This window comes from Curtobacterium sp. MCBD17_003 (genome assembly GCF_003234885.2).
Lineage (GTDB): Bacteria > Actinomycetota > Actinomycetes > Actinomycetales > Microbacteriaceae > Curtobacterium.
This window is the reverse complement of record NZ_CP126275.1, coordinates 3,177,306-3,203,401: the sequence shown is the minus strand read 5'-3', so window position 1 is coordinate 3,203,401 and position 26,096 is coordinate 3,177,306. Positions and strand designations below refer to the sequence as shown.

Sequence of the window (26,096 nt, the reverse complement as noted above, 5' to 3'; positions counted from 1 at the left end):
CGCGGTCCTTCCATGCAAGCGGTGGCGGGAGCCTGTGGAAAGCGCCCGTTCTGGGGGTCAAGTTGCGGAATGGAACAACCCGGATCGCGGTTCGGGCCTCGCGTGAACCTCTTCGACCCCGCCCAGTTCGGCGACCTCCAGCTCCGCAACCGCATCGTCATGGCCCCGCTCACGCGCACCCGCGCCGGGGTCGACGGCGTCCCGAACGACCTGCTCGTCGAGCACTACGCGCAGCGCGCCGGGCTCGGCATGATCGTCACCGAGGGGACCTGGCCGGTGCAGGAATCCCGCTCGTACCCCGGCCAGCCGGGCATCGAGACGGACGAGCAGGTCGCCGGGTGGGCCCGGGTCGCCGACGCGGTGCACGCCGCCGGGGGCACGATCGTGATGCAGCTCATGCACGGCGGCCGCGTCTCCCACACCGACATCTCGCTGACGCCGCGCATCGTCGGCCCGAGCGCCCTCGCGGCTCCGGGTGAGGCACACACGCCGCTCGGCAAGGCCGAGTACCCGGTGCCGCACGCCCTCACCACCGACGAGGTGCACGAGGTCGTCGAGCAGTTCGTCGCCGCGGCCCGCAACGCGATCCGCGCCGGGTTCGACGGCGTGGAGGTCCACGGCGCGAACGGGTACCTGGTGCACCAGTTCCTGTCGCCCGCGTCGAACGAGCGCACGGACGAGTACGGCGGGACGCCGGAGAACCGGGCGCGCCTCGCGGTCGAGGTGACCGCCGCGGTGGCCGCTGCCGTCGGTGCCGGCCGGACGGGCATCCGCCTCTCGCCGGAGCACAACATCCAGGGTGCGCTCGAGACCGACCGCGACGACCTCGTCGCGACGTACACGGCCGTGGCCGAGGGACTCGCCCCGCTCGGGCTCGCGTTCGTCGACGTGCTCCACGCCGAGCCCGCCGGTGACTTCGTGCAGGGGATCCGACGCACCATCGGCGCGCCGTTCATCGCGAACAGCGGGTTCAGCGCGCCGACCACCCGGACCGAGGCGATCGGCCTCGTCGAGGCTGGTCTCGCCGACGCCGTCGGGGTCGGCCGCGCCGCCATCGCGAACCCCGACCTCGCCACCCGTTGGGAGCGCGACGCCGAGGAGAACACCCCGAACCCGGCGACCTTCTACGGCACGACGGCCGAGGGCTACACGGACTACCCGGCGCTCAGCGCCTGATCGCACGACCCGACGCCCTCCGACCGCGCACGGACGGAGGGCGTCGTCGCGTCCGGAACCGGACGTGACGACGGGCGCACGATAGCGTCGACGGCGTGAGCAGTCCCTCCACGACCGGCGGAGCCGCGACGCTCCGCACCGCCGTGCCCCTCACGGTGATGACCTACAACGTCAAGAACCACCACCACGACCCGGCGCACGACTGGGCGGACCGCCTGCCGCTGCTCGTGGCGATCATCCGGCGGAACGACCCCGACGTGCTCTGCGTGCAGGAGGCGTTCCACGCGCAGATGGAGGACCTCCGAGCAGCGCTGCCCGAGTACGGCGACATCGGCCAGGGACGCGAGGGCGGCGAGCGCGGCGAGTACGCGGCGGTGTTCCACCGACGGGACCGCGTGGCGGTCGAGGAGGACGGCGCGTTCTGGCTGTCGGACACCCCGGACGCCGTCGGGTCGAACACCTGGAACACCTCACACGTCCGGATGGCGACCTGGGGGCGCTTCCACGACCTCGTCACCGACGAGCGCTTCACGCTCCTGACGACCCACACCGACTACGTCCAGACGTCCCGGGGCGCCGAGGTGCGCCGGATGAGCGCGGACCTCATCGCCGCGCGCCTCGCCGATGCCTCCGGGCCGGTCGTCGTCACGGGGGACTTCAACGAGGGCGCGGGGGTCGCCGCGGCGTCGGAACGCTTGGCGGTCGCGGGGTTCGCGGACGCCTGGACGCGCGCCGGTGCCGACGACCCCGTGTCGAGCTTCAACGGCTGGGAGCCGCCCGTGGACGGGGGCGTCCGGATCGACTGGATCCTGACGCGCGGACCCGTGGAGGTCGAGGGCATCCGCATCGACCATGACGACCCGAGCACCTGGTCGGCGAGCGATCACTTCCCGGTGGTGGCGCGGCTCGTCCTGGGCGTCTGACGCCCGCCCGCGAGATCGCACTCGTTGCCCCTCTCGGGAGCTCCAGAGCGGCAGCGGGTGCGATCTCGCGGGGATGGGTGGGCATCATGGCGGCGTGCCGATCCAGGTCTTCGACAGCCACCTCCACGTCATCGATCCGCGGTTCCCGCTCGTGCCGAACGACGGGTACCTCCCACCGCGGTTCACGGTCGACGACTACCGGACCCGCACGGCGGCGGTCGACGTGATCGGCGGCGTCGTGGTGTCCGGCTCGTTCCACGGCGTCGACACGACGTACCTCCTCGACGCGCTGGACCGCCTCGGACCGTCGTTCGTCGGCGTCGTGAACGTGCCGACGGACATCGCCGACGACGGACTCCGGGCGCTCGCCGCGGCCGGGGTCCGGGGGATCCGCTGCAACCTGTACCGCGGCGGATCCACGGCGGTGACCGATCTCGTGGCGCTCGGGCGTCGAGCGTGGGACGTCGTCGGCATGCACGTCGAGCTGTACCTCGACGCGGCGGATCTCGCCGAACTCGAGCCGGTGCTCCGGGCGCTGCCCCGTGCCTCCGTCGACCACCTCGGGATGACGCACGCGCACCGGGACGTCCTGCTGCGTCTCGTCGAGCGCGGGCTCCGTGTCAAGGCGACCGGGTTCGGCCGCGTGGACCTCGACGTGCGCGAGACCCTCGCCGCCGTCCACCGGGTCGACCCGCGCGCGCTCCTGTTCGGGACGGACCTGCCGAGCACGCGAGCGCGGCGACCGTTCCGGGACGAGGACGTCGCCGTGGCCGTCGAGGGGCTCGATCCCGACGACGCCCGGGCCGTGCTCGTCGACAACGCGGTCGCCTTCTACCGGGTCGGGACCCCGCTCGACTGAGACCGGCGCGGACTAGCAGTCGTCGGACGAGTGCACCGGCATGGGCGATCCGATGACGGCGACCTCGGTGCCCTTCGTGATCGCGGAGACGCCGTCGACCTCGGCGTCGGAGGCGTCCGGATCGAGGACCCAGCCCTCCTGCAGCACGATCTGCCAGTTCGCGCGGTCGCCCGAGGCGTAGGACTCCTTGTCGCGGCCCGAGGCCGTGGCGACGCGCTCGCGGATGTCGTCGCCGACCGTGACACCGTTGGGCCCCTGGAGGTGCACGGTGGCCCCCGACCGTCCGGTGATCGACGCCTTGAGCATGCGGATGTCGACGGCGTTCCCGCGGGTGGACGTCTGCGCGAGGTCGACGACCCGGAGGCCTCGGCCCCACGTGTACGACGTGCTCGCCGGGACACAGGTGCCGCCGTCGCCCACCGCCGTGCGGGTGATCCGCGGCTTGCCGAGCAGCCGACGGAGGAGGCCCACGGTGGCGTCGCCGTCGGTCATCGGCGCGACCGCGACGAGGTCGTCGCCGTCGGACAGGCGGAGCTGCTCGGCGTCGAGTTCGATGACGTCGACGGTCCGCAGGCTGGCGGCGCTGATCGTCGTGTCGGTGCTGGGCTCGCCATCGGTCCTCAGGAGGCTGGCGGTCTCGACCACGCGCGGCGTGGCGACGGCAGCGCCTGCCCCGTCGGTGGTGGCCCCGGCGATCGCCGCGGTCCCCGGGGTGCTGCATCCGCCGAGCAACAGCGCGCCCACGACGAGCGTGGGCAGCAGCAGCGGTCGAGCGGTCACCACTCGACCGTAGGGGCCGTGGAGGCTCCCGTGACCGGCATTCATCGAATCGCAACGCCCCCGTGTCCGCATCGTGACCTGCGGACCGGTGTCGGCCCTCCGGGATGCGCGGACCGGGAGGCTCAGCGCCGGCCGTCGATGTCAGTGGCGGCCGGCGTCCTGCCGTGCTCCGTCGTCAGGTGCAGTCGGTGGACGGTGATGACCGTCGCGAGCCACCCGGCACCCGTCGTCCATCCCACCGCGACGTCCGTGAACCAGTGCGCGCCGAGCAGGACCCGGGACAGCCCGACCCCAGCGATCGTGGCGAGGGCCGACCCGGCGACGACCACCTGCGGTGCCTGCCGACGCTGCCGCAGCATGAGGAGGTACGCGACGATCCCGGCGATCGTCGTCGCATTGAGCGTGTGCCCGGACGGGAACGACGGCGACCGCTCGTACGGCGGGATCGCGTCACGACGGCCCGGCCGGTGGCGGTGGATGATCCGCTTGCCGGCGACGGTCACGCCGAGCGAGCCGAGCCCGGCAGCGGCGAGCAGCGTGAACGGCGCGGCCTTCCGTTGCTCGAGCGCGAACGCACCACCCGCTGCCGCCGCGAGCAGGGGCATGCCGACCGGGCCGAACCCGTGCGCGATCGCCGCCGCCGTGCCGTCGAGCGCGGGTGAGCGGAGCCGCTTGGCCAAGGCGAGCGCGGGCTGATCGAGGCTCGCGATGCCGTTGCGGTCGGCCACGTCGTCGTAGATCGTCGCCGCGAGCCAGGTCGCGCCGGCCGCGACCCCGCCCCCGACGGCGAGCAGGCCGATGAGCGCCCGGTGCGCGCCGACCCGGTCGACGAGCCGCTGGTGGCGGTCGGCCAGGCGTCGGCCCGCGGGGCTCCGCCACTCGGTGACGTCTCGCCGGCCCACCGACGTCGGACTGGAGGTGCGGTGGGCGTGGGTCACTCGTCGTCCTCCGTGCGCTCCCGCCCGAGCGTGGCGATGAGGTCCTCGTGCAGCTCCATCCACACGTCGTGGTACGAGCCGGACAGGGGCCGGGCGAGGGCGTCCCGGTCGCCTCCGCGGTAGGCCGTGATCGCCCGCTCGAGCCGCTCGCCGTACCGACCGAAGCGCGGGTCGACCGCCCCGAGCTGAGCGAGCACGGCTCCGATCTGCCCGTGCACGACCTCGAGTTGCTCCGTGACGTCCGCTCCCGACTGCGCGTCCGCGGTGAGCTGCTTGACGTCGCGGTTCGGGAACAGGAACGACTCGTACACGTCCGCCACGGTGCTGCGCTGCGTGGCGCTGAGTCGGTCGCCCGCGAGGAGCACGGCGCGGGCGCGTCCGGCCGGCGTGAGCGTGTGCATGGCCCGACGTCCCCCGGTCGGCTGGGTGTGTCCGCGCTCGTCGGTGGCGGCGAGTGTCGCGTCGATCGCCGCGGCGTCGAGCCCGGTGCTCTCGGCGATCTGCTCGGTCGTGGCGAACCCGCGGACGCGCAGCGCCTGGAGGACGGCGAACTCGGTCTCGTCGGCGACGAGACCGGTCGAGGCGGTCTCGGGGACGGGGTTGCCCCACGACCCCGTGAGGAACAGTCGTGGGATCATCTCGGTCGCGACCCCGCTGACGATCGTGTCGTAGCAGGCGGCGACCGCGGGGTGGATCCCGAGGAAGTCGTGATCGGCGATGAGCTCGTCGAGCAGGCCTGCGGCGCGGGCGAACGGGAGCGCGAAGCCCGCGGTGTACGTGAGGGCGCCCGCCTCGATCTTCTCGCGGCGGTCCATGCTCGCGATCCGTCCGTACAGGGCGGCGGACTGCGCCTCGATCTGCGTGCGCAGGGCGGCCATGTCCTCGAGCGACAGGACGTCGATGTCGGACATCGGCGCGTCCCAGGTCGGTCGGGTGTACGCCGCCACGCCCTGGATGTACGGCACGTAGTTCGCCGGGTTCGTGAACGCGGTCGAGATGTCGATGACCTGGACGTCGAGGCCGGAGTCCGGGCCGAAGAACATCGCGGTCGTGACGGACCAGGGCAGCGGCGAGGCCGGGTCGTTCCAGTGCCAGGCGGGCTCGTTGAGGAAGATGTCGCGGACGAGGACGAACCCGCCGTCATCGGTCGGGTAGGGCCCGTGATCCGACACACCGAGCCGGTTGTCGAAGTGGAGCAGGAACCCCATGAGCTCCGCGGCTCCCTGGAACCGCTGGAACGTCGAGCGGTCGGCGTCCACGCCCAGGGCGATCCGGTCCTGGCCGAAGCGGTCGATCCAGTCGCGGTCGAGGACCTCGGCACGGTACCCCTGCATCGACGTGAGGATCGGGCCGTCGCCCCAGAACCCGTTGTAGAGCCGACGGACGACGCCGAACGCGTCGCGGATCCGATCGGCCTCGTAGTCGGCGTCGTGCAGGCCGAGCTCGAGCGCGATGCCCCGCCCGAACGACGGCGCGGTGGCGAGCGCCCAGATGTGCAGCATGTTGACCTTGGTGCCGATCTCGCGCTTGGCGATCGACGCGATGTCGACGACGCCGTCGATCCCGATCCGGTCCTCGATCGCACGGAGCCACCGCGGGTGCTGGAACCAGCAGTTCATGATCCCCATGGCCTCGTACTCCTGGCGGGGGATGAGTCCGGACTCACCCTCGGTGGCGCGCGAAGCGAGGGCGTCCCACTCGTTCCAGGTGTAGTAGCGGATCGCCTCGTTGACCTCCTCGCGCGTGAGGTCGCGGTGGATCGACTCCGCGTCGGTGTACAGCACCCGGGTGGTCATCTCGGCCTGCATGACGGCATCGCCCTCGGAACCCTTCGGCACGACGCCACCGAACTTCTCGAGCAGGAGCATGATCTGCGCCAACTCCTCCTGGCTCATCGCCGGGGCGGCGCTCTCGGGCGCCGGGGAGTCGTCGACGGGAGCACCGCGCTCGACGCTCACCGTGCCTCCCGGCCGCGACGACACGTCGAGCCGGATCCGCACGCCGTCGGCGGGGACCACCTCGCCGCGCGGCGTGCGGACGCCCTTGTCGAACGTGACCGACATCACCGCCGGGATGCCGTACTCGCGGCAGAGGATGCCGAGGTGGCTCTCCGGTGCGCCCTGCAGCGTGACGACCCCGCGGATGCCCGCGTTGAGCGCCATCGTCAGGAAGGTCGTGGTGCCGCCGCGGGCGATCACGACGACGTCGGACACGTCGTCGAGGTCGGCGAAGGCGATGACGTCCTCGGGTGTCTCGAGCCACTTCGCCACGCCCTCGACGAGGTCGTCGGTCTCGTAGACCGTCAGGCCGGTGCCGACCTGCTCGAAGGTGGTCTCGTCGTCGGTGAGCTGCTGGGCCATGTCGGTCCTCCGTGTCGGTGCGCTGCGCTGCGCGGTTGGTGATCGAGGGGTGTTCGGACCGGACGGCCGGTCCGAGGGGTGCGCTCGTCAGAGCGTCAGCCGGACTGGTCGATGAACGCCCACCCCACGCCGCCGTCGGCGCGGTCGAGCCGGGCGAACTGCAGTGAGCGGTGGTTCTCGGGTGCCGTCGGGTCGAGGTCGGCGATCGTCCAAGACTCGGTGGCGATCACCGGCCGGTCGGGAGGCACGCTGCCGGGGACACGGGTCGGGTGTCCGTAGCCGACGGAACGCGGGAGGACGACGTGGTGCGACGTCACGGACAGCACGTCGTCCGGCGCCTCAGGGTGCCCGCCGCCGAGGGCGAGGCGGGCGGTGGCGACGCGCCGGGTGCCCGGGGAGCGCGCGACGGTGACGCCGCGGACCGGACGCGCCTGCTGGCGGGCACCCGGTCCGACGACGTCCGCCCCGGTGGCGAGCGTCGGGGCGACGGCAGCGTACTCGCCGTACCGCGTGCCGTCGGCCTCGGCGTGGGTGACGGCCTGCACGGCGACGTCATCGAACGCCCCGATCAGCCAGAAGAACGAGGGGCGTGCGCCGGTCTCCCCTGCCGGACCGGCTGCGGGGCGCGCGGCTTCCTGGACGCCCCAGGAGTGGTCACGACCGGCACGCCAGGCGACCGGGTCCAGCGTCCACGCGCCGAGCGGTGACCGGACGCTCCCGGCGACGGAACCGAGCTGCACGTACCGCGTGCGGTCCTGCACGACCGCACCGTCGCGGACGCGGGTGACGCGGTCCTCGGTGATCGCCGGTGTGGTCGCCGTGACCACGACGTCGGCCGCGAACCCGTCCCGGCCGTCGACCCGGATCCGGAGCACGCGCATGGGGTCGACCAGGGTGAGCCGGACGGGGCCGGCGACCAGGTCCTCCCGGCCATGGCGGAGCGCGTCGGTCACGAACAGGGTCTCGGCGCGATCACCGTCGGAGACGCTGAACGCGGCGTCGATCGTCCCGACGACGGGGTGCACCGTCACGACGAGGCCGATCATGGCGGCGCCGTCGGTGCTCGCGGCGGCGAACCAGTACCGCTCGTAGGTGCGCGGCTCGTCCGTGGCGGGGACGGCGAGCGGTGCGGGCGTCTGGTGGACGGGCAGGTCGTCCCAGCGCTCCAGGCCCTGGTGGGCGGGCGCGCCACGACGCCCACTCACACCGCCCCCGTGGGCAGGAGCTCGAGCGCGTCGAGGTCGAGCACCATGCGGGCGCCCTGACGGAGGAGCCGGCGGTACATCGCGTCGGTCCGGGGCGAGGTCTTCACGCTCCCCGTGGGCGGCACGAGCATGAGCAGCACGGCGGGGGCAGCACGGCGGTAGGCCTCCCACGCCGCGGGGAACGACCAGGAGACGCCGGCCGCGCCGAGTTCGTCGACGTGCCGGGCCACCTCGTCGCGTTCGACACGCCGACGCCGCTCCGGGCCGAGGGACGTGCCGAGCAGGTACGCCACGTCGAACATCGGGGCGCCTCAGCCCACGGTCTGCCAGTCGAGCACGACGACCCGCTCGGGGTCGGTGCCGACGAGGAGGTTGTCCATCCGGAAGTCGTGGTGGCTCACCGTGAACGGGCCGTCCAGGGAAGCGGCCCAGGCGTCGGCAGTGCCCACGAACCGGTCGATCGCGGCGAGTTCCTCGGGGGCGAAGCCGCCGGCGATCCGATCGGCGGCGGTCGACCACGAACGCCGCATGCGCTCGTGGATGCCGGGGATGGGGACGCCCTGCCGGCGGTGGAGCCAGTCGAGGGAGGCCGTCGCGGGGTCGTCCCAGAACGGCGCCTGCAGCGCCGCGAGTTGCTGCCGAGCACGCTGGAGCACCGCCAGGGGCGCGTCGTCGAGCTGGTCGCCGGGCGCCAGGGTCGAGCAGTCCTCGAGCAGGAGGCCCACGCGCTCCCCGTCCACGGTGATCGTGCCGAGGTGCGCCGGCGTGTCCACGGTGGCGCGCGGAGCGAGTTCCTCGTAGAACCGGACCTCCCGCGCGTAGGCGCCGATGGACGCTGCGGTCGCGGCGGCCTGCGGATCACGTGACGGCAGCTTGGCGACCAGCGTCGTCGGGCCGGTCCCGCGCCTCCAGGTCGGCGTCAGGAGGAACGTGTCGGCCAACGCGCCGATCCCGATGGGCCGCGCGTGGACCGCGTCGATCACCGCGTCCGGGCCGATGCTGCCGCCGGCGCGGAGGGCGGCGGTGAGGTCCTCCGGGGTGACCGGCGGGGGCGTCACGGTGTCACCACGACGCGGAGGACCTCGCCGGCGCGCTGGAGGGCGGCCGCGGGTCCGAGGTCGTCGAGCGACACGACGTCGGTGAGGAACGCGTCGAGCCGGAGGTCGCCGGCCCGCCAGGCCTCGACCATGCGCGGCACCTGCCGCCACATGTCGCTCGACCCGTAGAAGGAGCCCGTGACGGACTTCTGCTCGTGGAACAGCTCCTGGGCGCTGAACGTGACCGGGTCGTCGGTGCGTCCCGCCCCGACGACCACGACCCGACCACCGCGCCGGGTCGCGTCCCAGGCGGCGCGGATCGTCCCGGAGGACCCCACCGCGTCGATCGCGACGTCGAAGCCCTCGCCGTCCGTCAGCGCGGCACCGTCGAGGTCCCCGGGCGCGGCGGTCGTCGTCGCGCCGAGCTCCGCGGCCAGGCGACGGCGGTCCGCGCTCGGGTCGACCGCCGCGATCGTGGTCGCACCCGCGATCCGGGCGCCCTGCACGGCGTTGAGCCCGACCGCGCCGGCCCCGATCACCAGGACGGTCTCGCCCGGGGCGACGTGCGCGGTGTCGACGGCGGCACCGAACCCGGTCGGGACGGCGCAGCCGAGCAGCGCACCGACGGTGAACGGCACGTCCTCGGGCAGCGGCACGAGCGCGGTCACGGGCAGCACGGTCTCCTCGGCGAGGGTCGCGGTGCCCATCCCGGCGACCACGTCCGCACCGCCGGCCGTCATCGCCGCGCCCTGCGCCGACGATCGGGGGCGGTTCCGGCAGATGTACGGTTCGCCGCGGCGGCACGCGGAGCAGTGGCCGCACCGGGGGACCCACGACACGACGACGCGGTCGCCCACCGCCACGGTGTCCACCGCCGGACCGAGCGCGACGACCTCGCCCGCGCCCTCGTGCCCGAGGACGGCCGGGAGCCGCTGTCCGAACGCGCCCGCGGCCAGGGACAGGTCGGTGTGGCAGAGGCCCGCGGCGCGGATCCGCACGACGACCTCGCCGGGGCCGGGCGCGCGGTGCTCGACGTCGTCGCGGACGACGAACGGACCACCGGCCTCGGTGACGACGGCGGCCCTCACGCGAGCGGGTCCTGCCCCGCGGCCGCTGGTGCGGCGGTGGTCGCGGTCGGATCGAGCACGGGGTCGCCGAGCACGGCCTTCACCTCGAGGTACTCCTCGATCGCGAACGGCCCCATCTCGCGCCCCAGCCCCGACTGTCCGTACCCGCCGAACGGCGAGACCGGGAGGGCCGGGGTGCGGACGCCGTTCACCCGCACCTGACCGGCACGGATGCGTCGGGCGATCGCCGCCGCGCGCGCCTCGTCCGCCGACCAGACCTCGCTCGACAGGCCGTAGGGGGTGTCGTTCGCCATCCGGACCGCGTCGTCCTCGCCCGCGTGACCCTGCACGACGAGGACCGGACCGAACACCTCCTCGCGGACGATCTCGGCGTCCTCGGCGAGGTCGGTGACGATCGTCGGGCGCAGGAAGAACCCCGTGCCGTCGACGGCGGTGCCGCCCGTGGCGACCGTCGCCCCCGCGGCTCGTGCGGTGTCCACGAACCGGAGGACCTTCGCGCGCTGCTCCGCCGACACGACCGGACCCATCGTCGTCCCGGGATCGAGCGGGTCCCCGAGCACGTACGCGTCGGCGGACTCCGCCGCGATCCGGACCGCGTCGTGCAGCCGGTCCGCCGGCACGAGCAACCGTGTCGGCGCGTTGCACTTCTGGCCCGCGTTCGTGAAGCAGTTGCGCACGGTGGTCCGCACCGCCAGGTCGAGGTCGGCGTCGTCGAGCACGACCGCGGGGGACTTGCCGCCGAGTTCGAGCGTCGCGCGCTTGATCCGCGACCCGGCGACGGCGCCGATGTGCCGACCGACGGCGAGCGAGCCGGTGAACGACACCATGTCCCACGTCTCGTCCTGGAGGAGCGCCTCGCCCGTCGTCGCGCCGGTCCCGGTGACGACGTCGAACACCCCGGCGGGCAGCCCCGCTCGGCGCCCGAGCTCGGCGAGGAACAGCGCGTTGAGCGGCGTGAGCTCGGCCGGCTTGAGCACGACCGTGCAGCCCGCGGCGAGTGCGGGCGCGAGCTTCGCCACGATCTGGTGGACGGGGAAGTTCCACGGCGTGATCGCGAGCACCACGCCGACCGGCTCGCGCACGACGGAGCTGCCCGAGGCGTCGCGGCTGTCCCAGGCGAGCTGCCGGGCGATCGCCGCCGTCGAGCGGAGCACCTTGACGGGCAGGTCGACCTGGACCGCGCGGGACTCCCGGATGGGCATGCCGATCTCGTGCGTCGCGAGCTCGGCGAGGGCGTCACCGTGCCGTTCGAGTTCCGCGGCGAGCGCGTCGAGGAGCCCGGCACGTCGGGACGGTGGCAGCGCGGCCCAGGCGGGCCAGGCCTCCCGGGCATCGAGCAGTGCGCGGTGCGCGAGGTCGGCGGAGGCGTCGAGGACGGTGCCGATGATCCGTTCCGTCGCCGGGTCCACGACGTCGAGCGGGGCCTCGTCGTCGGGGGAGACCCAGCCGCCGCCGATGAACACGGAGCGGTCGGGGACGACGACCGCGTCGACGGGAGCGGCGGTGGTGCTGACACCGGTCTCGGGACTCATGCCGCGCCTCCCGTCCGGACCACACGCACCGGCACGCGGTCCCACCCGCGGAACAGGTTCACCCGCAGGCGTTCCGGCTCCCCGTCGAGCTCGAACCGGATCCCGCGGTCGAGCACGGCGCCGAAGAACGACCGGACCTCCGCCCGCGCCAGGTGTGACCCGAGGCAGAAGTGCGCGCCCCACCCGAAGCTCAGGTGGTCGTTCGGCGTGCGGTCGAGGCGGAATTCGTCCGGGTCCTCGAACACGGCGGGGTCACGGTTCGCGGCCGAGAACCACAGGACGACCTTGTCGCCCGCGGCGACGTCGCGCCCGTCGATGGTCAGGTCCTCGAGTGCGGTCCGGCGCATCGCGGCGACCGGGCTGACGTGGCGGAACATCTCCTCGACGGTCGTCGGCAGGAGGCCGCGGTCACGTTCCAGCCGCGCCCACGCGTCGTGCTCGTGGAGCGCCACCGTGCCGCCCGAGACGAGGTGCCGCGTGGTCTCGTTCCCGGCCGCCACGAGCACGATGTAGTACGCCGCCAGCTGGTTCCAGGTGAGCGGCTGCCCGGCCACGCTGCCGTTCGCCATGACGCTGATGAGGTCGTCCCGGGGGTCGGCGCGACGCTCCTCGGTGAGGCGCTGGAAGTACCCCATGACCTCGTCCCGCGCTTCGGCGAGGGCGTCGGCGTCGACCAGGTGGTCCGGGTCGGAGCTCGTCAACCGGTTCGTCCAGTCGACCATGCGGGGCGCGTCCGACGCGGGGACGCCGAGGACGCGGGACAGCACGAGCATCGGCAGGCGGGCGCTGATGCGTTCGACCAGGTCGAAGGTGCCGCGGGCCTCCGCCTCGTCGAGCAGGAGCGTCACGGCCTCGTCGATCATGGCCTGCCACTGCTGGATCTTCACGGCCCGCAGGTGCGGGATCGTGACCCGGCGCAGGGCGACGTGCTCCTGCCCGTCCATGTTGTGGAGGCTCTGCAGCGCGCCCTCCACCTTGCGGTCCAGGATCTGCGTGCCCTCGGCGCTCGTCAGCTGCGGCATCTCGCTCGCCGCGGCCTTGACATCGGCGTACCGAGTGAGCGCCCAGAAGCCCGGCCCGCGGTGCGACGGGGCGTTCCAGTGCACGGGGTCCTGCTCCCGGAGCGCGGCGAACACCGCCATCTCGCGGTCGTCCGCGAACGCGGTGAGGTCCATCAGGTCGACGCCCGCCGTCGGGCTCCCGATCGTCATGGTCGCCAACCGTAGTCGCGTCCGGCGACGAACTGGCTACTGTGGAACACCTTTCCGACCCCAGGAGCGCCGTGATGTCCTCCCCGTCCGAGCCGAGCGTCGAACCGCGGGACCGCGCGCTCGACGACGCCGTGTTCGCGCTCGACCACCACCACGGCGTCCCCGCCCGCGAGCTCACGGAGCTGCTCGGCGGCAAGGGCGCGGGCCTCGCCGAGATGACCGCGCTGGGACTCGCCGTGCCCCCGGGGTTCACGATCGCGCTGCCGGTCTTCCGTCGGTGGCGTCACGGTGGGTGGCCCTCCTCGCTCGACGCCGTCGTCGCGGCACACGTCGCGGCGCTCGGCGAGCGGATGGGCCGCCGGCTCGGCGACCCGGACGATCCGCTGCTGCTGTCCGTTCGGAGCGGCGCCGCCGTCTCGATGCCCGGGATGCTCGACACGGTCCTCGACCTCGGGCTCAACGACGACACCGTGCGGGGGCTCGCCCGGGTCACCGGGGACGACGCCTTCGCCGAGGACAGCCACCGGCGCTTCCTCCGGATGTACGCCACGATCGTCATGGGCGTGTCCGTCGAGGCGCTCGCCGACGCCGAGGACGCCCGCACGCTGCGACGACGGATCACCGAGCTCGCCGGGCGGCCCGTGCCGCACGACCCCGAGCAGCAGCTCCGCGAGGCGATCGCCGCGGTCTTCGCGTCGTGGGACAGCGAGCGTGCCCGCGCCTACCGCGCCCGCGACGGCATCGACGACGACGCCGGCACCGCCGTCACCGTGCAGGCCATGGTGTTCGGCAACCGCGGACCACGCTCCGGGACCGGCGTCGTGTTCACGCGCGACCCGGCCACCGGCGCGCCGGGCCCGTACGGCGACTACCTCGTCCGCGGCCAGGGCGAGGACGTCGTCGACGGCAGTGCGCACCCGGTGCCGGTCCGCGACCTCGCCGACCTCGACCCCCAGGTGTACGTCGACCTCATGGCCGCGCTGCGCCGCCTGGAGGCCCACTACCGCCACGTCTGCGACGTCGAGTTCACCATCGAGGAGGGACGGCTCTGGTTCCTCCAGACCCGCGCCGGCAAGCTCAGCGCGGTCGCCGCCGTGCGCACCGCCGTCGACCTGGTGGACGACCCGGAGGTCGCGCTGACGCCCGAGGAGGCCGTGGCGCGCGTCCCGGAGGAGGTCCGGGAGCGGGCGCGGCGCGACCTCGAGACGGGTGGTGCTGGTTCCGCCACGGAGCACGGTGACGACGCGCACGGTGCTCCCGCTGGCGGGACGCTGCTCGTGACCGGGCTCGGCGCGTCGCCCGGGATCGTCACCGGGGCGGTCGTGTTCTCGTCCGAGGCGGCGCTCGCCGCGGACGGCGACGTCGTGCTCGTGCGTCGTGAGACCAGCCCGAAGGACGTCGTCGGGATGTCCGCCGCGGTCGCGATCGTCACCTGCCGGGGCGGCCTGGCCAGTCACGCGGCCGTGGTCGCGCGGGGGTGGGGCGTCCCGGCCGTGGTCGGCGCCGGTGACCTCGTGCTCACGGGAGCCGGGGACGACGCCACCGCGACGGGCCCCTCCGGGGCGGTCGTCCGCGCTGGTGACCTCGTGACCGTCGACGGTGCCTCCGGTCGGGTCTGGGTCGGCTCGCCCGACGCGCGCGACGGGGCGGGCGGCCCCGTGCCTCCCGACCGGGGCGGCGACCGGGCCGCGGCGCTGCGCGCGCTCGAGCGGCTCGACACCTGGGCCGCCGGACGGTGACAGACTGCACCCATGACGGAGTACGTGGTCGACAACACCGGTGACGACCGCGCGCGGGGCGTGGACCTCGTGGACGGCGACCAGCCGCCGATCCGCCTGATCGTGCGGGGCGAGCTTCCGACGACCATCGAGCACGAGGGACGGACCTGGATCGCCACCGACGACGTCGACGAGGAGCCGGGAGCGCTGCCGATCGCGGTGTTCCGGCCCGCCGACTGACGACGGGGCAGGCGGGGACCGGAGCCCCTCCGCCCGGGGGACAACCGCCGCCGGCTGGCCGTGAGCGCGTCCCGGTCTCCCGCGTACCGTCGGGGTCCTCAGCCAGGAGGAGGAGACCCAGACATGACGGACCAGTACACGTTCCAGGACCCGAGCAAGCTCTACGCCGACAAGGTGCCCGACGAGCAGTACCTCGGCGGATCCGGCACCGATGCCGAGATGGCGGAGAACGTCCCCGCCGACCACGGTGAGGAGACCTACCGCGGCTCCGGTCGACTCGAGGGGCGCAAGGCCCTGATCACGGGCGGTGACTCGGGCATCGGCGCAGCCGTCGCGATCGCCTACGCGCGCGAGGGCGCCGACGTCGCGATCGGGTACCTGCCCGAGGAGGAAGAGGACGCGAAGCGCATCGTCGGCCTCATCGAGGACGCGGGCCGCAAGGCGGTCGCGCTGCCCGGCGACATCACGGACGCCGCGTTCTGCCGCGAGCTCGTGGCGAAGGCCGTCGACGAGCTCGGTGGGCTCGACATCCTCGTCAACAACGCGGGCAAGCAGCAGCACGTCGAGGACCTCACCGACCTGTCGGACGAGGAGTTCGACGCCACCTTCAAGACGAACGTCTACGCGATGTTCTGGATCACGAAGGCCGCGCTGCCGCACCTGCAGCCGGGCTCGACGATCATCAACACGACCTCGATCCAGGCGTACCAGCCGTCGCCGGCGCTCGTGCACTACGCCTCGACCAAGGGTGCGATCAACACGTTCTCCAAGGGGCTCGCGGGCCAGCTCGCGTCGAAGGGCATCCGCGTCAACGCGGTCGCTCCCGGCCCCATCTGGACGCCGTTGCAGCCGGCGGGTGGCCAGGCCCCCGAGAAGCTGCCTGAGGTCGGCGCCGAGACCCCGCTCGGACGCTGGGGTCAGCCGGCCGAGCTCGCGCCGGCCTTCGTGTTCCTGGCGAGTGGTGAGTCCTCATTCGTCATCGGCGAGACGCTCCACGTGAACGGTGGCATGCCCACGCCGTGACGCCCGGCGCGGGCCCGGCCCGGCCGTTCGGTCCGCCGGCCGAGCACCGCGACGAGATCGCAGAACACGCCGCTTCCCACCATCGGGAAGCGGCGTGTTCTGCGATCTGGGCGTTCCAAGTCCGGGCCGTCCGGGGGCGTCAGCGGGTGTCGGGGGCGGGGCGCATCCGCGCCATGCGCTGCAGCAGCTCGCGCGCGGACAGCGCCGCGGCGAGTTCGACCTCGACCGGCTGGATGCCGAAGGCCCGCTCCATCTCGGCCCGGCGCGCCAGGTCGGCGACGGGTACCTCCGGACGCTGCGGCAGCTTCGCGACGGCCTCGGCCGCGGCCTCGAAGGCACCGGCCGGAGCGCCGAGGTGCTCCCACATGAGCCGGACGTCCCGTGCGACCTCGTCCGCGCCGCCACCGAGCTCGAACCCGGTGCTCGCCATCTGCGCGAGGCCCTGTGCCAGATCGTCGGGGGACATGGCGTCCATCCTCGCACCGCGATCCCGGCGCCGCGCCAGCGGTGTCCCGCCGGCCCGGTCCGTGCCGGCCCGGTCCCGACGGCGCGGTGCGCCACCGGGACGTGGGTCAGCGCGGCCGCGACCGGGGGTCAGCGCTGCCGACGGAGGCCGTGACGCGGCGTCGCGGATGCGGACGACTCGGGCGCGTCGACGGTGAGCCGACGGCGACGCGCCAGGGCGAGCACGGCGATCCCCGCCAGGAGCAGGGCCGAACCGAGCGCGATCGCCGGGCGGTCGTCCTGCCCGGTGAACGCGAGGGAGCCCGATGTGTCGGTCGCAGCGGCAGCAGCCGGTACGGCGCTCGCTCCGGCCGGGGACACGCTCGCGGTGCCGCCCGAGGGGGACGGCGTCGGCGTCGCGATCGGCGCGACGGCAACGGCGACGCCCTGCCCCATGCCGCCCGCGCTCGCCTGGATCATCTGTGCACCGGCATCCGTCGTGGCGGTCGTGCCGTCGGTGGCGCGGGTGGTGACGGTCGCCACGTTCTGCTCGGTACGAGCCGGACCGTCACCGTTCGCCGTCTGCTCGGAGGTCGCGACCTCGACGCGGTACTGGTCCGCGACGGCGAGTGTCGGCCAGGACACGGTCAGGCTGGACGTGGAGCAGGTGACCGGGAAGTCCGATCTGGCGAGGTCCGCGATGTGCGTGTAGACGCCGTCGACGTAGGAGCCCTCGGAGAGCTGCACCGTGGCGCAGTCGAACTGCCAGGTCTGTCCGGCGGGAACGGCGTCGGTGGTCGTGGCGGAGGCGAACGGGCCGTTCGGGGTGTCGATGTGCCAGACGACCGCGTCCGTCGGGTTCGTCCGGCCCTGGTCGGGCCGCGCCCACGTGCCGTACTTCGACGCGGCCGCCGGGTCACCCCAGGCCGGGCCGGTCGGCGTGATCGGCGTCGTGAACTGCCGCCCGTCACTCGTCGTCGAGGTGATCGGGGTGGTGACACCGCCCGGGGTCGTCGTGCCGTTGAAGTCCGACTGGACGTACGCCGTGCCGCAGGTGTCGCGGTGCGTGTCCACGTAGTCCGTGAACGTGAACGAGACGATCCACGGAGCGCTCTGGGCGATCGTGGCCGTCGCGACGGGCAAACCGGTGGCGGGGTCGTCCAGGTCGAAGCCCGTCGGCAGGTGACCGAGGTGGTCGCTCAACGTGAGGCCGAACGTGTCGCCGGCGTGGGCGTCGGCGGGCGCGCACCAGTCGATGGACGTGCGGAGCTGACTGCCGAGCACCGGCGTGGTCGGGCTGACGGTGACGTTCGTGATCGCGCCGGAGACCTCGGTGGCGTGGGCTGCGGGGCCGGCGGCCAGGACGAGGGCGCCCGCGACGGCGAGGGTGACACCGCCCACGATCGGGATCCGGACACGGCGGACGAGGGCATGCTTCGGGTACATGGTGCTCCTGGGATACGGGGTCGCGGGTTCGGGGCCCGCGTCGGGTGTGGTCATGCTACGGCGTCGCTCCCGATGCCCCGAGGGCGCCGCCCCCCGGTTGTCCCCTGAAGAGAGGACCCCCGGACCGGGGGGTGCGGAAGAAACCTTCTGGGCGGTTTGATCGTGGGGACGGACACGACGTCCGCCAGACCGGACCAGGGTGCCAACGTCGTCCGCCCTCCCGTCTCCACGAAGGGGCATGATGCTCGACCACACCAACGCGGACACCGCGGCCGCTGCCGCCGCTGCCCAGACGCTCCACCTCCGCGTCATCATCGTCGACGGGGCCGTCGACCTGCTCCACGAGGTGCCCTTCCACGAGGCCCGTCCGGAAGCCGTCGCCGCCCGCATCGGCATCTCGCTCGAAGAGCTCCACCAGCACTTCCCGTCGTGGGACGGCCTCGTGCTCGCCGCCGTCGACCGGTGGAACGGCCAGCGCACCGAAGCCATCGAGCACACCCTCGGCGACGTCAGCACCGTCGAGTTCCTCCGCGCGATGGTGGCGTCGAACGTCCGGCAGCCCGCGCTCATGCGCCTGCTCGTCGCCCTCGCGAGCGTCGCGAGCGACTGCACGCACCCCATGGCCCCCTACCTGCAGTCGCGGTACCAGCTGTTCGTCACGCAGATCCGCCGCGGTCTCGAGCACGACGTCGCCGTCGGTCGTGCACCGCACACCATGGACCCCCGTCGTGGCGCGGAGCAGCTCATCGCCCTCTACGAGGGCCTGCAGCTGCAGGCCCTGCTCCGGCAGGACCTCGACCTGATGTCGGCGTTCGACCGGGCAGCCTCTCGCCTCGAGCGCGGTTGGGAGGAGCGGTACCAGGTGCGCGCCCCGCTCACGCCGTCGACGTGGGTCGACGACGCCTGGTCGCTCTGAGTCGCGGCGACCGCCGCCCGGACCGTCCTGGGTCGTCGCGCTGACGCGCGCCGTCAGACCGTCCCGCTGAGGCAGCGGCGGAGGCTGCGGAGACCGCTCCGGATCCGCGTCTTCGCGGTGCCGACCGGGACGCTCAACCGGTCGGCGACCTCCAGGTCGGTGAGCCCGTCGCGGTACCGCAACAGCACGGCGGATCGCTGGTTCGGCGTGAGGTCGGCGAGCGCGTTCCGCACCGCGACCCACTCGGCCAGCACGTCCAACCGCTCGGCGGCGTCGTGGTCGACCGGCTCGAAGTCCCGCATCCCGACGCGGATCTCCCGCTGTCGGGTGCGTTCGATGGACCGGACCCGGTCGACGGCGCGACGGTGGGTGAGGGTCTGGAGCCAGCTCGTCGCCGAAGCGCGCGCGGGGTCGTACGGTGTCGTGTCGTCGGACCAGACGTCGAGGAGGACGTCGTGCACGACCTCCTCGGCCTGGGCGTGGTCAACGAGCGTCCGGCGGGCGAACGACACGAGGCGCGGCGTCAGCCGGACGTAGAGCTGGCGGAAGGCCTCGCGGTCGCCGCCGCAGACGGCGATGAGCAGCGCGTCATCGCTCGTCGTGACGGGGTCGGTGGTCGGTCGACGGTGCAGCATCTCGGGTCCGTCTCGGGTGTCGTGATCTCGGGTGGTCCTGTCGACGCTGACTCCGCCGACGGGGTACGACGGCTCCGTCCCGTCTACTCGTGCGTCCTGGACCGGCTCGGAGGCACCGTTCGGGCCGTGCTTCCCCGATGCGCCCCGAACTGGGTGTCCCGCTCGCGGCGGTCGGGGGTGGAATCTGGGTCCTACCCCTGATCCCCACCTGAGGAGAACCGTCGTGCTGTCCACCGTCTACACCAGTTCCGCGACCTACCCGTTCACGGATGACGACCTGGCGGTCCTGCTCCTGAACAGCCGCGCGAACAACGCCCGTGCCGGTCTGACCGGCGTCCTGCTGCACCAGGACGGGCAGTTCATGCAGGTGCTCGAGGGCCCCGACGACGCCGTGCGCGAGCGCTACGCGATCATCGCGTCGGACCCGCGCCACGGTGCGGTCCAGCTCGTCGCGCAGGAGTCGATCGCCGAGCGACGGTTCCCGGCGTGGACCATGGGGTACCGCGCGGTCGTCGACACCGGCACCGACGACCTGCCCGGCTTCGACGACTTCTTCAGCGCGCCCGCGGCCGGTCGGACGTCGGAGACCGCGGCGCGGGTGCAGGACCTCGTCGCGCAGCTCGGCGACGAGGACCCGACCGCGGCCTGAGCCCCGGCGCAGGAGGCGGATGTCGGCCGATCCTCGGCGCGCCGTCCGCGGGACGACGATGATGAACGGGTCCGTTCCGGGCCTCGGGGCCCACGCGAGGAGGCCCCATGCAGCTGTACGCCGCCGATCCCATCCGTCGTGTGCGGCAGCTGGTCGCCGACGTGGTCGCCCTCGTCGCGATCGTCCTGGCGGTCCTGCTCGGGCGCGCGGTCGGGGCGTCGATCGCCGCACTCGGTGACGTTGGCCGGCGCGTGCAGGACGCGGGTGAGGGTTTCCGCAGCACCATGTCGCGGGCGGCGGACCGCATCGCCGACCTGCCGTTCGCGGGCCGTGCCGTGAGCACGCCGTTCCGGAACGCGAGTGACGCCGCCCGGACCCTCGTCGCCGCGGGGCGCGACCAGCAGGAGGCAGCCCACCACGTCGCGGTCCTCGTCGGCGTCGTCGTGGCGGGCCTGCCCGTCCTCCTCGTCGTCGTCCTGTGGCTGCGCCGGCGGGGCGGCTTCGTGCGGCGGGCGGCCGCGGTCCGGGCGTTGCTGCGCACACCGCTCGGACTGGAAGCCCTCGCGGCACAGGCGTTGGCGCACGCGCACCCCCGCACGCTGCGTGCCGTGGAGCCCACCGTGGTCGAGCGGTGGCGGGCCGGGGAGCCCGACGCAGTCCGGGTCCTCGCCACACTCGCGCTCCGCGACGCCGGGGTGCCGCTCCGGCTCCTGCCGCGCTGACGTCGACCGGAGACGCAGGGAGTCAGTGCGATCCTGGTGTGTCCACAGGAAACGCACCGAGTCCCAGAAGGATCAATGCACCAGCTCCACAGCACCACCCGTTCCACCCGATTCGTGGTCGGCGCCGCGACCGCACTCGCAGCGGCCGCACTGCTCGCCGGCTGCAGCTCGAGCACCTCCGCCGGTTCCTCCGGCTCCGCGTCGGCCTCCTCCGCATCGGGGTCGTCGTCCTCGTCGAAGCTGCCGGCGAACTTCCCGAAGGCCGTGCCCGTCGTCAAGGGTGACGTGATCGTCGCCCGCGGCAACGCCAGCGACGGCTGGAGCGCCACCGTCTCGCCGAAGGGCGGGAAGGGCTTCGCCCAGGCGGGCCAGGCACTCGCGTCTGCCGGCTTCACCAAGCAGGGCGGCGGCACCGCCACGCAGGCGACCTACACCAGCGACCGCTACACCGTGAGCATCAGCACGCCCGGCTCGTCCGTGACGTACATCATCTCGACGCGCTGACGCGCTGACGCGCTGACGCGCTGACGCTCGATCGCGCGGACCGGATGGAGGCCCGGAGTGGCCTCCATCCGGTCCGCTTTGCGCAACCCCCCGGACGGAGATCGCTAGACCGTCTAGCTTCATGTCATGTTGATCCCCAGCGTGTTCGACTTCGAGCCGGACCGCCTCCGCAGCTACTCGGCGTCGCGCATCGACCGGCTCTTGCAGGACCGGCCCGTCGAGTACCTGGCGCACCTGTCGGTGGCGCGGCAACTGGACACGTGGATCGCGCAGACGCTGGCGGACCCCGACCCGGACGACGAACGGTTCGACGCCGGGTTCGTTGCGGCCCTCCGCGCGGTCCGTGACGGCCTGCGCCAAGGGGACTTCGCGCCGGGTGGCCTCCACGGCAGCCGCCCGAGGGACGGGGCCGGAACAGGCCCCGACCCCGATCCCGACCCCGACCCCGGCGCGGCGGCGGGCGGCACCCCCGGGACCTGAACCGCCCCCGCAGCTGAGCGCACTGACCGACGGCGCTCAGACCTCGCCGGCCCGAGCGCCCGCCCACAGGTCGATGCCGGCCGAGTCCACCGCGTGCTCGTCGATGGCGCGCAGCTCGTCCTCCGTGAAGGACAGGTGGTCGAGCGCCGCGACGTTCTGTTCGACCTGCTCGACCCGCGAGGCGCCGATCACGAGCGAGGTCACCCGCTCGTCGCGGAGGGCCCACGCGAGTGCGAGCTGGGCGAGGGACTGCCCCCGAGCGGCCGCGATGTCGTGCAGCGCCCGGAGGTGACCGACGACCTCGGGCGTGATGACCGAGGGGTCGAACGAGGTGCCGGCGGCGGCGCGGGTCCCCTCGGGCACGCCGTCGAGGTACTTGCCCGTGAGCAGGCCCTGCGCGAGCGCCGTGAACCCGATGACCCCGAACCCGAGCTCGTCCGCGGCGTCGAGGAGGCCCTCGGTCTCGATCCAGCGGTTGAGCATCGAGTACGACGGCTGGTGGATGAGCAGCGGGGTGCCGAGGTCGCGGAGGATCGCCGCCGCCTGACGGGTCCGCTCCGTGTCGTACGAGGAGATCCCGACGTAGACCGCCTTGCCCTGCCGGACAGCCGTGTCGAGCGCGGTCATGGTCTCCTCGAGCGGCGTGGAGGCGTCGAGGCGGTGCGAGTAGAAGACGTCCACGTAGTCGAGGCCCATGCGCTGCAGCGACTGGTCGAGCGATGCGAGCACGTACTTCCGACTCCCGCCGCCCTGCCCGTACGGGCCCGGCCACATGTCCCAACCGGCCTTGGTCGAGATGACGAGCTCGTCCCGGTACGGGTGGAGGTCCTCCCGCATGATGCGGCCGAAGTTGATCTCCGCGGCGCCGTAGGGCGGCCCGTAGTTGTTCGCGAGGTCGTGGTGCGTGATCCCGAGGTCGAACGCCCGCCGGCTGATCGCGCGCTGGGTCTCGAACGGTCGGTCGTCACCGAAGTTGTGCCAGTACCCGAGTGAGAGCAGCGGCAGGTCGAGGCCGGACCGGCCGGTCCGGCGGAACGGCATCGAGTCGTAGCGGTCGTCACGGGCGACGTAGGTCATGGGGATGTGCCTCCGAGCGGGGTGGGGATCAGGGGTCCAGCCTCGCATGGAGGACGGTGGGGCGGGCCTCCGGACCGGTCAACGACACCTGTCGTGCACAGCGACAGGTGTAGTGTGACTGCCGGATCTTCCATCCGACCGCGACGCCGCGCCGACTCGATGACGGGGTGCCGATGGGCCACCACCAGCACAGAGAGCAGCCATCCATGCGCGCCGTCGTCTTCGAACAGTGGCAGACCTTCCCCTCGCTCACCGACGTGCCGAAGCCGGTCCCGGGACCGGGAGAGGTGCTCATCAAGGTCGCGGGCGCGGGCGCCTGCCACTCGGACGTCGCCGTCTACCGACACTTCTCCGAAGGCCAGCCCGGGGCGCAGGCGCCGGCGTTCACGCTCGGTCACGAGAACTCCGGTTGGGTCGAAGCAGTTGGCCCAGGAGTCGAGGGCTTCGCCGAGGGAGACGCCTACCTGGTGTACGGCCCGATCGGGTGCGGGCACTGCAGGGCCTGCTCGCGCGGGCAGGACACGTACTGCGAGAACGCCGCGACCATGCCGTACCTCGGCATCGGACTCGGCCGCGACGGCGGCATGGCCGAGTACGTCACGGTCCCCGCGCGGAACCTCGTACCGCTTGGGGACGCCGACCCCGTGCTCGCCGCGCCGCTCAGCGACGCCGCCCTGACGCCGTACCACGCGATCAAGAACAGCCTGCCGAACCTCGCGGGCGGGGGCCGCACCGCACTCGTCGTCGGGCTCGGCGGCCTCGGCCAGATCGCCGTGCAGATCCTCACCGCCCTCACCGGCGCGACCGTCATCGCGACGGACACCAAGGCGGACGCCATGACGCGTGCCGCCGAGCGCGGTGCGGTGACCGTCCCGGGAGGCCCGGATCAGGCCGCCAGGATCCGCGAGATCACGGGAGGCAAGGGCGTCGACGCCGCCTTCGACTTCGTCGGCGCGACGCCGACCATCGAGCTCGCCCAGGCGTCCATGGCGCAGGGAGGCCGGCTCACCGTCGTCGGGATCGCCGGTGGCGTCACGTCCTGGTCGTTCTTCTCGACGCCGTACGAGTCCACCTTGACGAACACCTACTGGGGCACGATCGAGGACCTCCACGAGGTCGTCGACATGTACCGAGCCGGTCAGATCGTGCCCGACGTGGAGCGCTTCGCGATGGACGACGCCCTGGAGGCCTACCGGCGGCTCGAGGCCGGCGAGCTGTCCGGGCGCGCGGTGGTCACGCCGAACGCCTGACGGAAGCGTGTCGGGAACTGCCGAACGGTCCTTCTACCCGACGCGAACGGGAGGCGCTCAATGCTCCGCGAACCGCTGGAGCGCGTCCACCGCGAAGCGTGGTACGCCGCTGCGCGCCAGGGCCCGCAGGAGCCCGACCTCGGTCAGCGGGGGATTCCGCATGTCGGCGGACCAGGACCGGAGCGCGTCGAGGACCGGACCGGGCAGAGGGAGGTCATGCATCGTCCTCGAACTCACTGTGCCGGCGCAGCGGTGAGACCGGGCCCGGCTCGGTCCCGACGCCCTGCGTGAGCGCGGCGAGTTCTCGGAGCGCCGAGCGACGCTCGTCCTGCTCGTGCTCCTGGTCCGCGACGAGGTCACTCAGGGCTCCCCGACGGTGTCGACCTGGCTTCTGGAACGGGATCGCACCCGCTTCGAGGAGCTTCGCGGCTCCGCCCTCGGCGACGTCGGACACGTAGCCTGGATCGGTGCCGTCCTCCTCCCGGTCCTGTCCGTCCGTCACGCGCCCCGTCGCGATCGGTTCGGCGGACTGACGTGGCCGTCGACACCGCCGAGGACGTCCTCGGCGCACTCGCCCGCACCCCGGGCGACCTCGCCGCCGCTCGACGCGTCGCGCGCCGGTTCGCGGCCCTCGGTGACGGCCAGGTGGGGGCGCTGCTCTGGAGCGAGGTCGAGGACGCACGGCTCGTGGCGGTGCTGCTGCTCGTCCAGCGGTTCCGGGACGGTGACGACGCGACCAGGTCGGTCGTGGTGGAGGACTACATGGCAGCGGCCCACAGCGAGCGCGTCGACAGCGACCTCCTCGTCGAGGTCAGTGCGGAACACATCGTGGGCGCGTGGCTCGCGGACCGTCCGCGTGGCCCGCTGTTCGCGCTCGCCAAGAGCGACGTCGTCTGGGAGCGGTGCATCGCCGTCAGCGCGACCCTGGCGTTCGTGAAGCGCGGTGAGGCCGCCACCGCGCTCGACATCGTCGGCAGGCTCGTGCGGGAGCGGAACGAGCACGTGCGGCGCGCCGTGGCGCTCGTCCTGCGCGGGGTCGGCAAGTGGGCCTCGCACGACGAGCTCGTCGCGTTCCTCGAGTCGAACGCGAGCGGGATGGACCGTGCGCTGCTCAGTGCGGCGACGGAGCACCTGCCTGCGGCTGCGCAGGCGCGGTTCCGCCGGTAGGAGCGTCGGCGGGGTAGGTCCACGAACTGCCGCGCTGCTGGAGGGTCCCGAGCACCCGGCGGATCCGTGGGAGCACGCGGCGCGTCTGGACCACGCTCCAGATGCCGAGGGCGACCCAGAGCACGACGAGCGCGATCCCGATGGGATCGGCGAACTGGGTCAGCAGCCAGACCGAGACGAGCGCGAGGACCGCGCAGAGCACCGGAGCCAACCACGCGGACCGTCGCTGCTGCCGCTCCCACCGCTCGAGCATCGGTGTCCAGGTGCTGGGATCGGCGTCATCGGGCACCTGGCCGGTCTTCAGGGAGCGTCGCATGGCGGAGAGGGCGCTCGTACCGCCCGCGCGCCGCCGGGCGATGCTGACCCGTACGGACAGCAGGGCTGTCAGCAGGACCGCGTAGACGGCGTCACCGATGAGCTGCGCGGGCCAGTCGGTGTGTCGCGGCGGGTCGACGAGGTCGATGCCACCACGGACGACGACGAGGACGACGAACATCACGACGGCCAACGCCCATATCGGCAGGTTGCGGAAGCGCTCGAGCATCACGGTCTCCTTCGGGTGGGATCGACCCGAGCTTGCCCCCGATCAGCATGAGTGATCCTCGTTGTACCCCCAACCAAGGACGTCCTCCCAGCCAGCAGTGGGCCGAGCCGATCCGCAGGGCGGGGGACACCCCCGGCTGGACGGGACCTGCACGGGTCGGACGTGGCAGGTG

General features: G+C 73.1%; 29 protein-coding genes. 13 read left to right on the top strand and 16 right to left on the bottom strand.

Annotated elements, in window-relative coordinates; genetic code table 11:
• The first annotated feature begins 102 nt into the window (after positions 1 to 102).
• The 3 genes from DEI88_RS15225 to DEI88_RS15215 all read left to right on the top strand — a co-directional run bounded on the left by DEI88_RS15225 (position 103) and on the right by DEI88_RS15215 (position 2,958).
• Complete coding sequence (locus DEI88_RS15225) at positions 103 to 1,176, top strand: alkene reductase (RefSeq protein WP_181434776.1); 1,074 nt, start codon at positions 103 to 105, stop codon at positions 1,174 to 1,176.
• A gap of 95 nt (positions 1,177 to 1,271) precedes the next feature.
• Complete coding sequence (locus DEI88_RS15220) at positions 1,272 to 2,099, top strand: endonuclease/exonuclease/phosphatase family protein (RefSeq protein WP_111071880.1); 828 nt, start codon at positions 1,272 to 1,274, stop codon at positions 2,097 to 2,099.
• Between the two features lie 94 nt (positions 2,100 to 2,193).
• The gene (locus DEI88_RS15215; RefSeq protein WP_258375009.1) at positions 2,194 to 2,958 is read left to right on the top strand and encodes an amidohydrolase family protein; all 765 of its coding nucleotides are present in this window, start codon (positions 2,194 to 2,196) and stop codon (positions 2,956 to 2,958) included.
• A gap of 12 nt (positions 2,959 to 2,970) precedes the next feature.
• On the opposite strand, the gene DEI88_RS15210 is transcribed toward DEI88_RS15215, so the two are convergent.
• The 9 genes from DEI88_RS15210 to DEI88_RS15170 form a co-directional block, all read right to left on the bottom strand.
• Positions 2,971 to 3,738: a hypothetical protein gene (locus DEI88_RS15210; protein WP_111025856.1), complete on the bottom strand. Its 768-nt coding sequence runs from the start codon at positions 3,736 to 3,738 to the stop codon at positions 2,971 to 2,973.
• Positions 3,739 to 3,860: 122 nt separating this feature from the next.
• A complete protein-coding gene (locus DEI88_RS15205; RefSeq protein ID WP_111071877.1) occupies positions 3,861 to 4,676 on the bottom strand; it encodes a phosphatase PAP2 family protein in 816 nt (271 codons plus the stop codon).
• A complete protein-coding gene (locus tag DEI88_RS15200) occupies positions 4,673 to 7,036 on the bottom strand; it encodes a PEP-utilizing enzyme (protein ID WP_111071876.1) in 2,364 nt (787 codons plus the stop codon). The genes DEI88_RS15205 and DEI88_RS15200 overlap by 4 nt, the downstream gene beginning before the upstream one ends.
• A 95-nt stretch (positions 7,037 to 7,131) precedes the next feature.
• Complete coding sequence (locus tag DEI88_RS15195; RefSeq protein WP_111012973.1) at positions 7,132 to 8,241, bottom strand: Rv3169 family protein; 1,110 nt, start codon at positions 8,239 to 8,241, stop codon at positions 7,132 to 7,134.
• Positions 8,238 to 8,543 (bottom strand): hypothetical protein, encoded by a 306-nt coding sequence (locus DEI88_RS15190; RefSeq protein ID WP_220038143.1) that lies wholly within the window; start codon positions 8,541 to 8,543, stop codon positions 8,238 to 8,240. Before DEI88_RS15190 ends, DEI88_RS15195 begins: the two co-directional genes overlap by 4 nt.
• A 9-nt stretch (positions 8,544 to 8,552) precedes the next feature.
• A complete protein-coding gene (locus DEI88_RS15185) occupies positions 8,553 to 9,299 on the bottom strand; it encodes a phosphotransferase family protein (RefSeq protein ID WP_220038142.1) in 747 nt (248 codons plus the stop codon).
• On the bottom strand, positions 9,296 to 10,366 hold the full coding sequence (locus DEI88_RS15180; protein ID WP_111071875.1) for a zinc-binding dehydrogenase: 1,071 nt from the start codon (positions 10,364 to 10,366) through the stop codon (positions 9,296 to 9,298). Before DEI88_RS15180 ends, DEI88_RS15185 begins: the two co-directional genes overlap by 4 nt.
• Complete coding sequence (locus tag DEI88_RS15175) at positions 10,363 to 11,898, bottom strand: aldehyde dehydrogenase family protein (protein ID WP_111071874.1); 1,536 nt, start codon at positions 11,896 to 11,898, stop codon at positions 10,363 to 10,365. The genes DEI88_RS15180 and DEI88_RS15175 overlap by 4 nt, the downstream gene beginning before the upstream one ends.
• The gene (locus DEI88_RS15170; RefSeq protein ID WP_220038141.1) at positions 11,895 to 13,109 is read right to left on the bottom strand and encodes a cytochrome P450; all 1,215 of its coding nucleotides are present in this window, start codon (positions 13,107 to 13,109) and stop codon (positions 11,895 to 11,897) included. The genes DEI88_RS15175 and DEI88_RS15170 overlap by 4 nt, the downstream gene beginning before the upstream one ends.
• Positions 13,110 to 13,183: 74 nt before the next feature.
• On the opposite strand from DEI88_RS15170, the gene DEI88_RS15165 reads away from it, so the two are divergent.
• From DEI88_RS15165 to DEI88_RS15155, 3 genes are all read left to right on the top strand, one after another.
• The gene (locus DEI88_RS15165; protein WP_111071873.1) at positions 13,184 to 14,848 is read left to right on the top strand and encodes a PEP/pyruvate-binding domain-containing protein; all 1,665 of its coding nucleotides are present in this window, start codon (positions 13,184 to 13,186) and stop codon (positions 14,846 to 14,848) included.
• A 12-nt stretch (positions 14,849 to 14,860) separates the two neighbouring features.
• A complete protein-coding gene (locus DEI88_RS15160; RefSeq protein WP_111010600.1) occupies positions 14,861 to 15,067 on the top strand; it encodes a hypothetical protein in 207 nt (68 codons plus the stop codon).
• Positions 15,068 to 15,190: 123 nt separating this feature from the next.
• A complete protein-coding gene (locus DEI88_RS15155) occupies positions 15,191 to 16,090 on the top strand; it encodes a glucose 1-dehydrogenase (RefSeq protein ID WP_111071872.1) in 900 nt (299 codons plus the stop codon).
• Between the two features lie 139 nt (positions 16,091 to 16,229).
• Here DEI88_RS15155 and DEI88_RS15150 read toward each other — a convergent pair whose 3' ends face one another.
• Together DEI88_RS15150 and DEI88_RS15145 are read right to left on the bottom strand one after the other, a co-directional pair.
• Positions 16,230 to 16,556, bottom strand: coding sequence for a hypothetical protein (locus DEI88_RS15150; protein WP_111071871.1), 327 nt, complete (start codon positions 16,554 to 16,556; stop codon positions 16,230 to 16,232).
• A gap of 128 nt (positions 16,557 to 16,684) precedes the next feature.
• Positions 16,685 to 17,980 carry an Ig-like domain-containing protein gene (locus tag DEI88_RS15145; RefSeq protein WP_111071870.1) on the bottom strand — a complete coding sequence of 432 codons (1,296 nt, stop codon included), beginning with the start codon at positions 17,978 to 17,980 and terminating at the stop codon, positions 16,685 to 16,687.
• A 238-nt stretch (positions 17,981 to 18,218) separates the two neighbouring features.
• Between DEI88_RS15145 and DEI88_RS15140 the strand changes: the two genes are divergently transcribed.
• Positions 18,219 to 18,896, top strand: a complete 678-nt coding sequence (locus tag DEI88_RS15140) for a TetR/AcrR family transcriptional regulator (protein ID WP_111036253.1) — start codon at positions 18,219 to 18,221, stop codon at positions 18,894 to 18,896.
• A 53-nt stretch (positions 18,897 to 18,949) separates the two neighbouring features.
• On the opposite strand, the gene DEI88_RS15135 is transcribed toward DEI88_RS15140, so the two are convergent.
• Positions 18,950 to 19,531: a sigma-70 family RNA polymerase sigma factor gene (locus DEI88_RS15135; RefSeq protein WP_111071869.1), complete on the bottom strand. Its 582-nt coding sequence runs from the start codon at positions 19,529 to 19,531 to the stop codon at positions 18,950 to 18,952.
• A gap of 223 nt (positions 19,532 to 19,754) precedes the next feature.
• On the opposite strand from DEI88_RS15135, the gene DEI88_RS15130 reads away from it, so the two are divergent.
• From DEI88_RS15130 to DEI88_RS15115, 4 genes are all read left to right on the top strand, one after another.
• Entirely contained in the window at positions 19,755 to 20,180 is a 426-nt protein-coding gene (locus DEI88_RS15130) for a BLUF domain-containing protein (RefSeq protein WP_181435132.1), read from the top strand.
• Positions 20,181 to 20,287: 107 nt separating this feature from the next.
• Complete coding sequence (locus DEI88_RS15125; RefSeq protein WP_111071867.1) at positions 20,288 to 20,902, top strand: hypothetical protein; 615 nt, start codon at positions 20,288 to 20,290, stop codon at positions 20,900 to 20,902.
• 75 nt (positions 20,903 to 20,977) lie between these two features.
• Positions 20,978 to 21,406 carry a hypothetical protein gene (locus DEI88_RS15120; protein ID WP_111036248.1) on the top strand — a complete coding sequence of 143 codons (429 nt, stop codon included), beginning with the start codon at positions 20,978 to 20,980 and terminating at the stop codon, positions 21,404 to 21,406.
• A 126-nt stretch (positions 21,407 to 21,532) separates the two neighbouring features.
• Entirely contained in the window at positions 21,533 to 21,886 is a 354-nt protein-coding gene (locus DEI88_RS15115) for a hypothetical protein (RefSeq protein ID WP_111071866.1), read from the top strand.
• A 36-nt stretch (positions 21,887 to 21,922) separates the two neighbouring features.
• Here DEI88_RS15115 and mgrA read toward each other — a convergent pair whose 3' ends face one another.
• Positions 21,923 to 22,963 carry an L-glyceraldehyde 3-phosphate reductase gene (mgrA, locus tag DEI88_RS15110; protein ID WP_111071865.1) on the bottom strand — a complete coding sequence of 347 codons (1,041 nt, stop codon included), beginning with the start codon at positions 22,961 to 22,963 and terminating at the stop codon, positions 21,923 to 21,925.
• 206 nt (positions 22,964 to 23,169) lie between these two features.
• Between mgrA and DEI88_RS15105 the strand changes: the two genes are divergently transcribed.
• Entirely contained in the window at positions 23,170 to 24,213 is a 1,044-nt protein-coding gene (locus tag DEI88_RS15105) for an NAD(P)-dependent alcohol dehydrogenase (RefSeq protein WP_111036246.1), read from the top strand.
• Positions 24,214 to 24,270: 57 nt separating this feature from the next.
• Here DEI88_RS15105 and DEI88_RS15100 read toward each other — a convergent pair whose 3' ends face one another.
• Positions 24,271 to 24,435, bottom strand: a complete 165-nt coding sequence (locus DEI88_RS15100) for a VapC50 family PIN domain-containing toxin (RefSeq protein ID WP_181435131.1) — start codon at positions 24,433 to 24,435, stop codon at positions 24,271 to 24,273.
• A complete protein-coding gene (locus DEI88_RS15095; RefSeq protein ID WP_146242853.1) occupies positions 24,428 to 24,715 on the bottom strand; it encodes a hypothetical protein in 288 nt (95 codons plus the stop codon). Before DEI88_RS15095 ends, DEI88_RS15100 begins: the two co-directional genes overlap by 8 nt.
• 32 nt (positions 24,716 to 24,747) lie before the next feature.
• Here DEI88_RS15095 and DEI88_RS15090 point away from each other — a divergent pair, with 32 nt between their 5' ends.
• A complete protein-coding gene (locus tag DEI88_RS15090; protein ID WP_181435130.1) occupies positions 24,748 to 25,380 on the top strand; it encodes a DNA alkylation repair protein in 633 nt (210 codons plus the stop codon).
• Here DEI88_RS15090 and DEI88_RS15085 read toward each other — a convergent pair.
• Positions 25,325 to 25,924 (bottom strand): hypothetical protein, encoded by a 600-nt coding sequence (locus DEI88_RS15085; RefSeq protein WP_111025828.1) that lies wholly within the window; start codon positions 25,922 to 25,924, stop codon positions 25,325 to 25,327. The genes DEI88_RS15090 and DEI88_RS15085 overlap by 56 nt on opposite strands.
• Positions 25,925 to 26,096 lie beyond the last annotated feature (172 nt).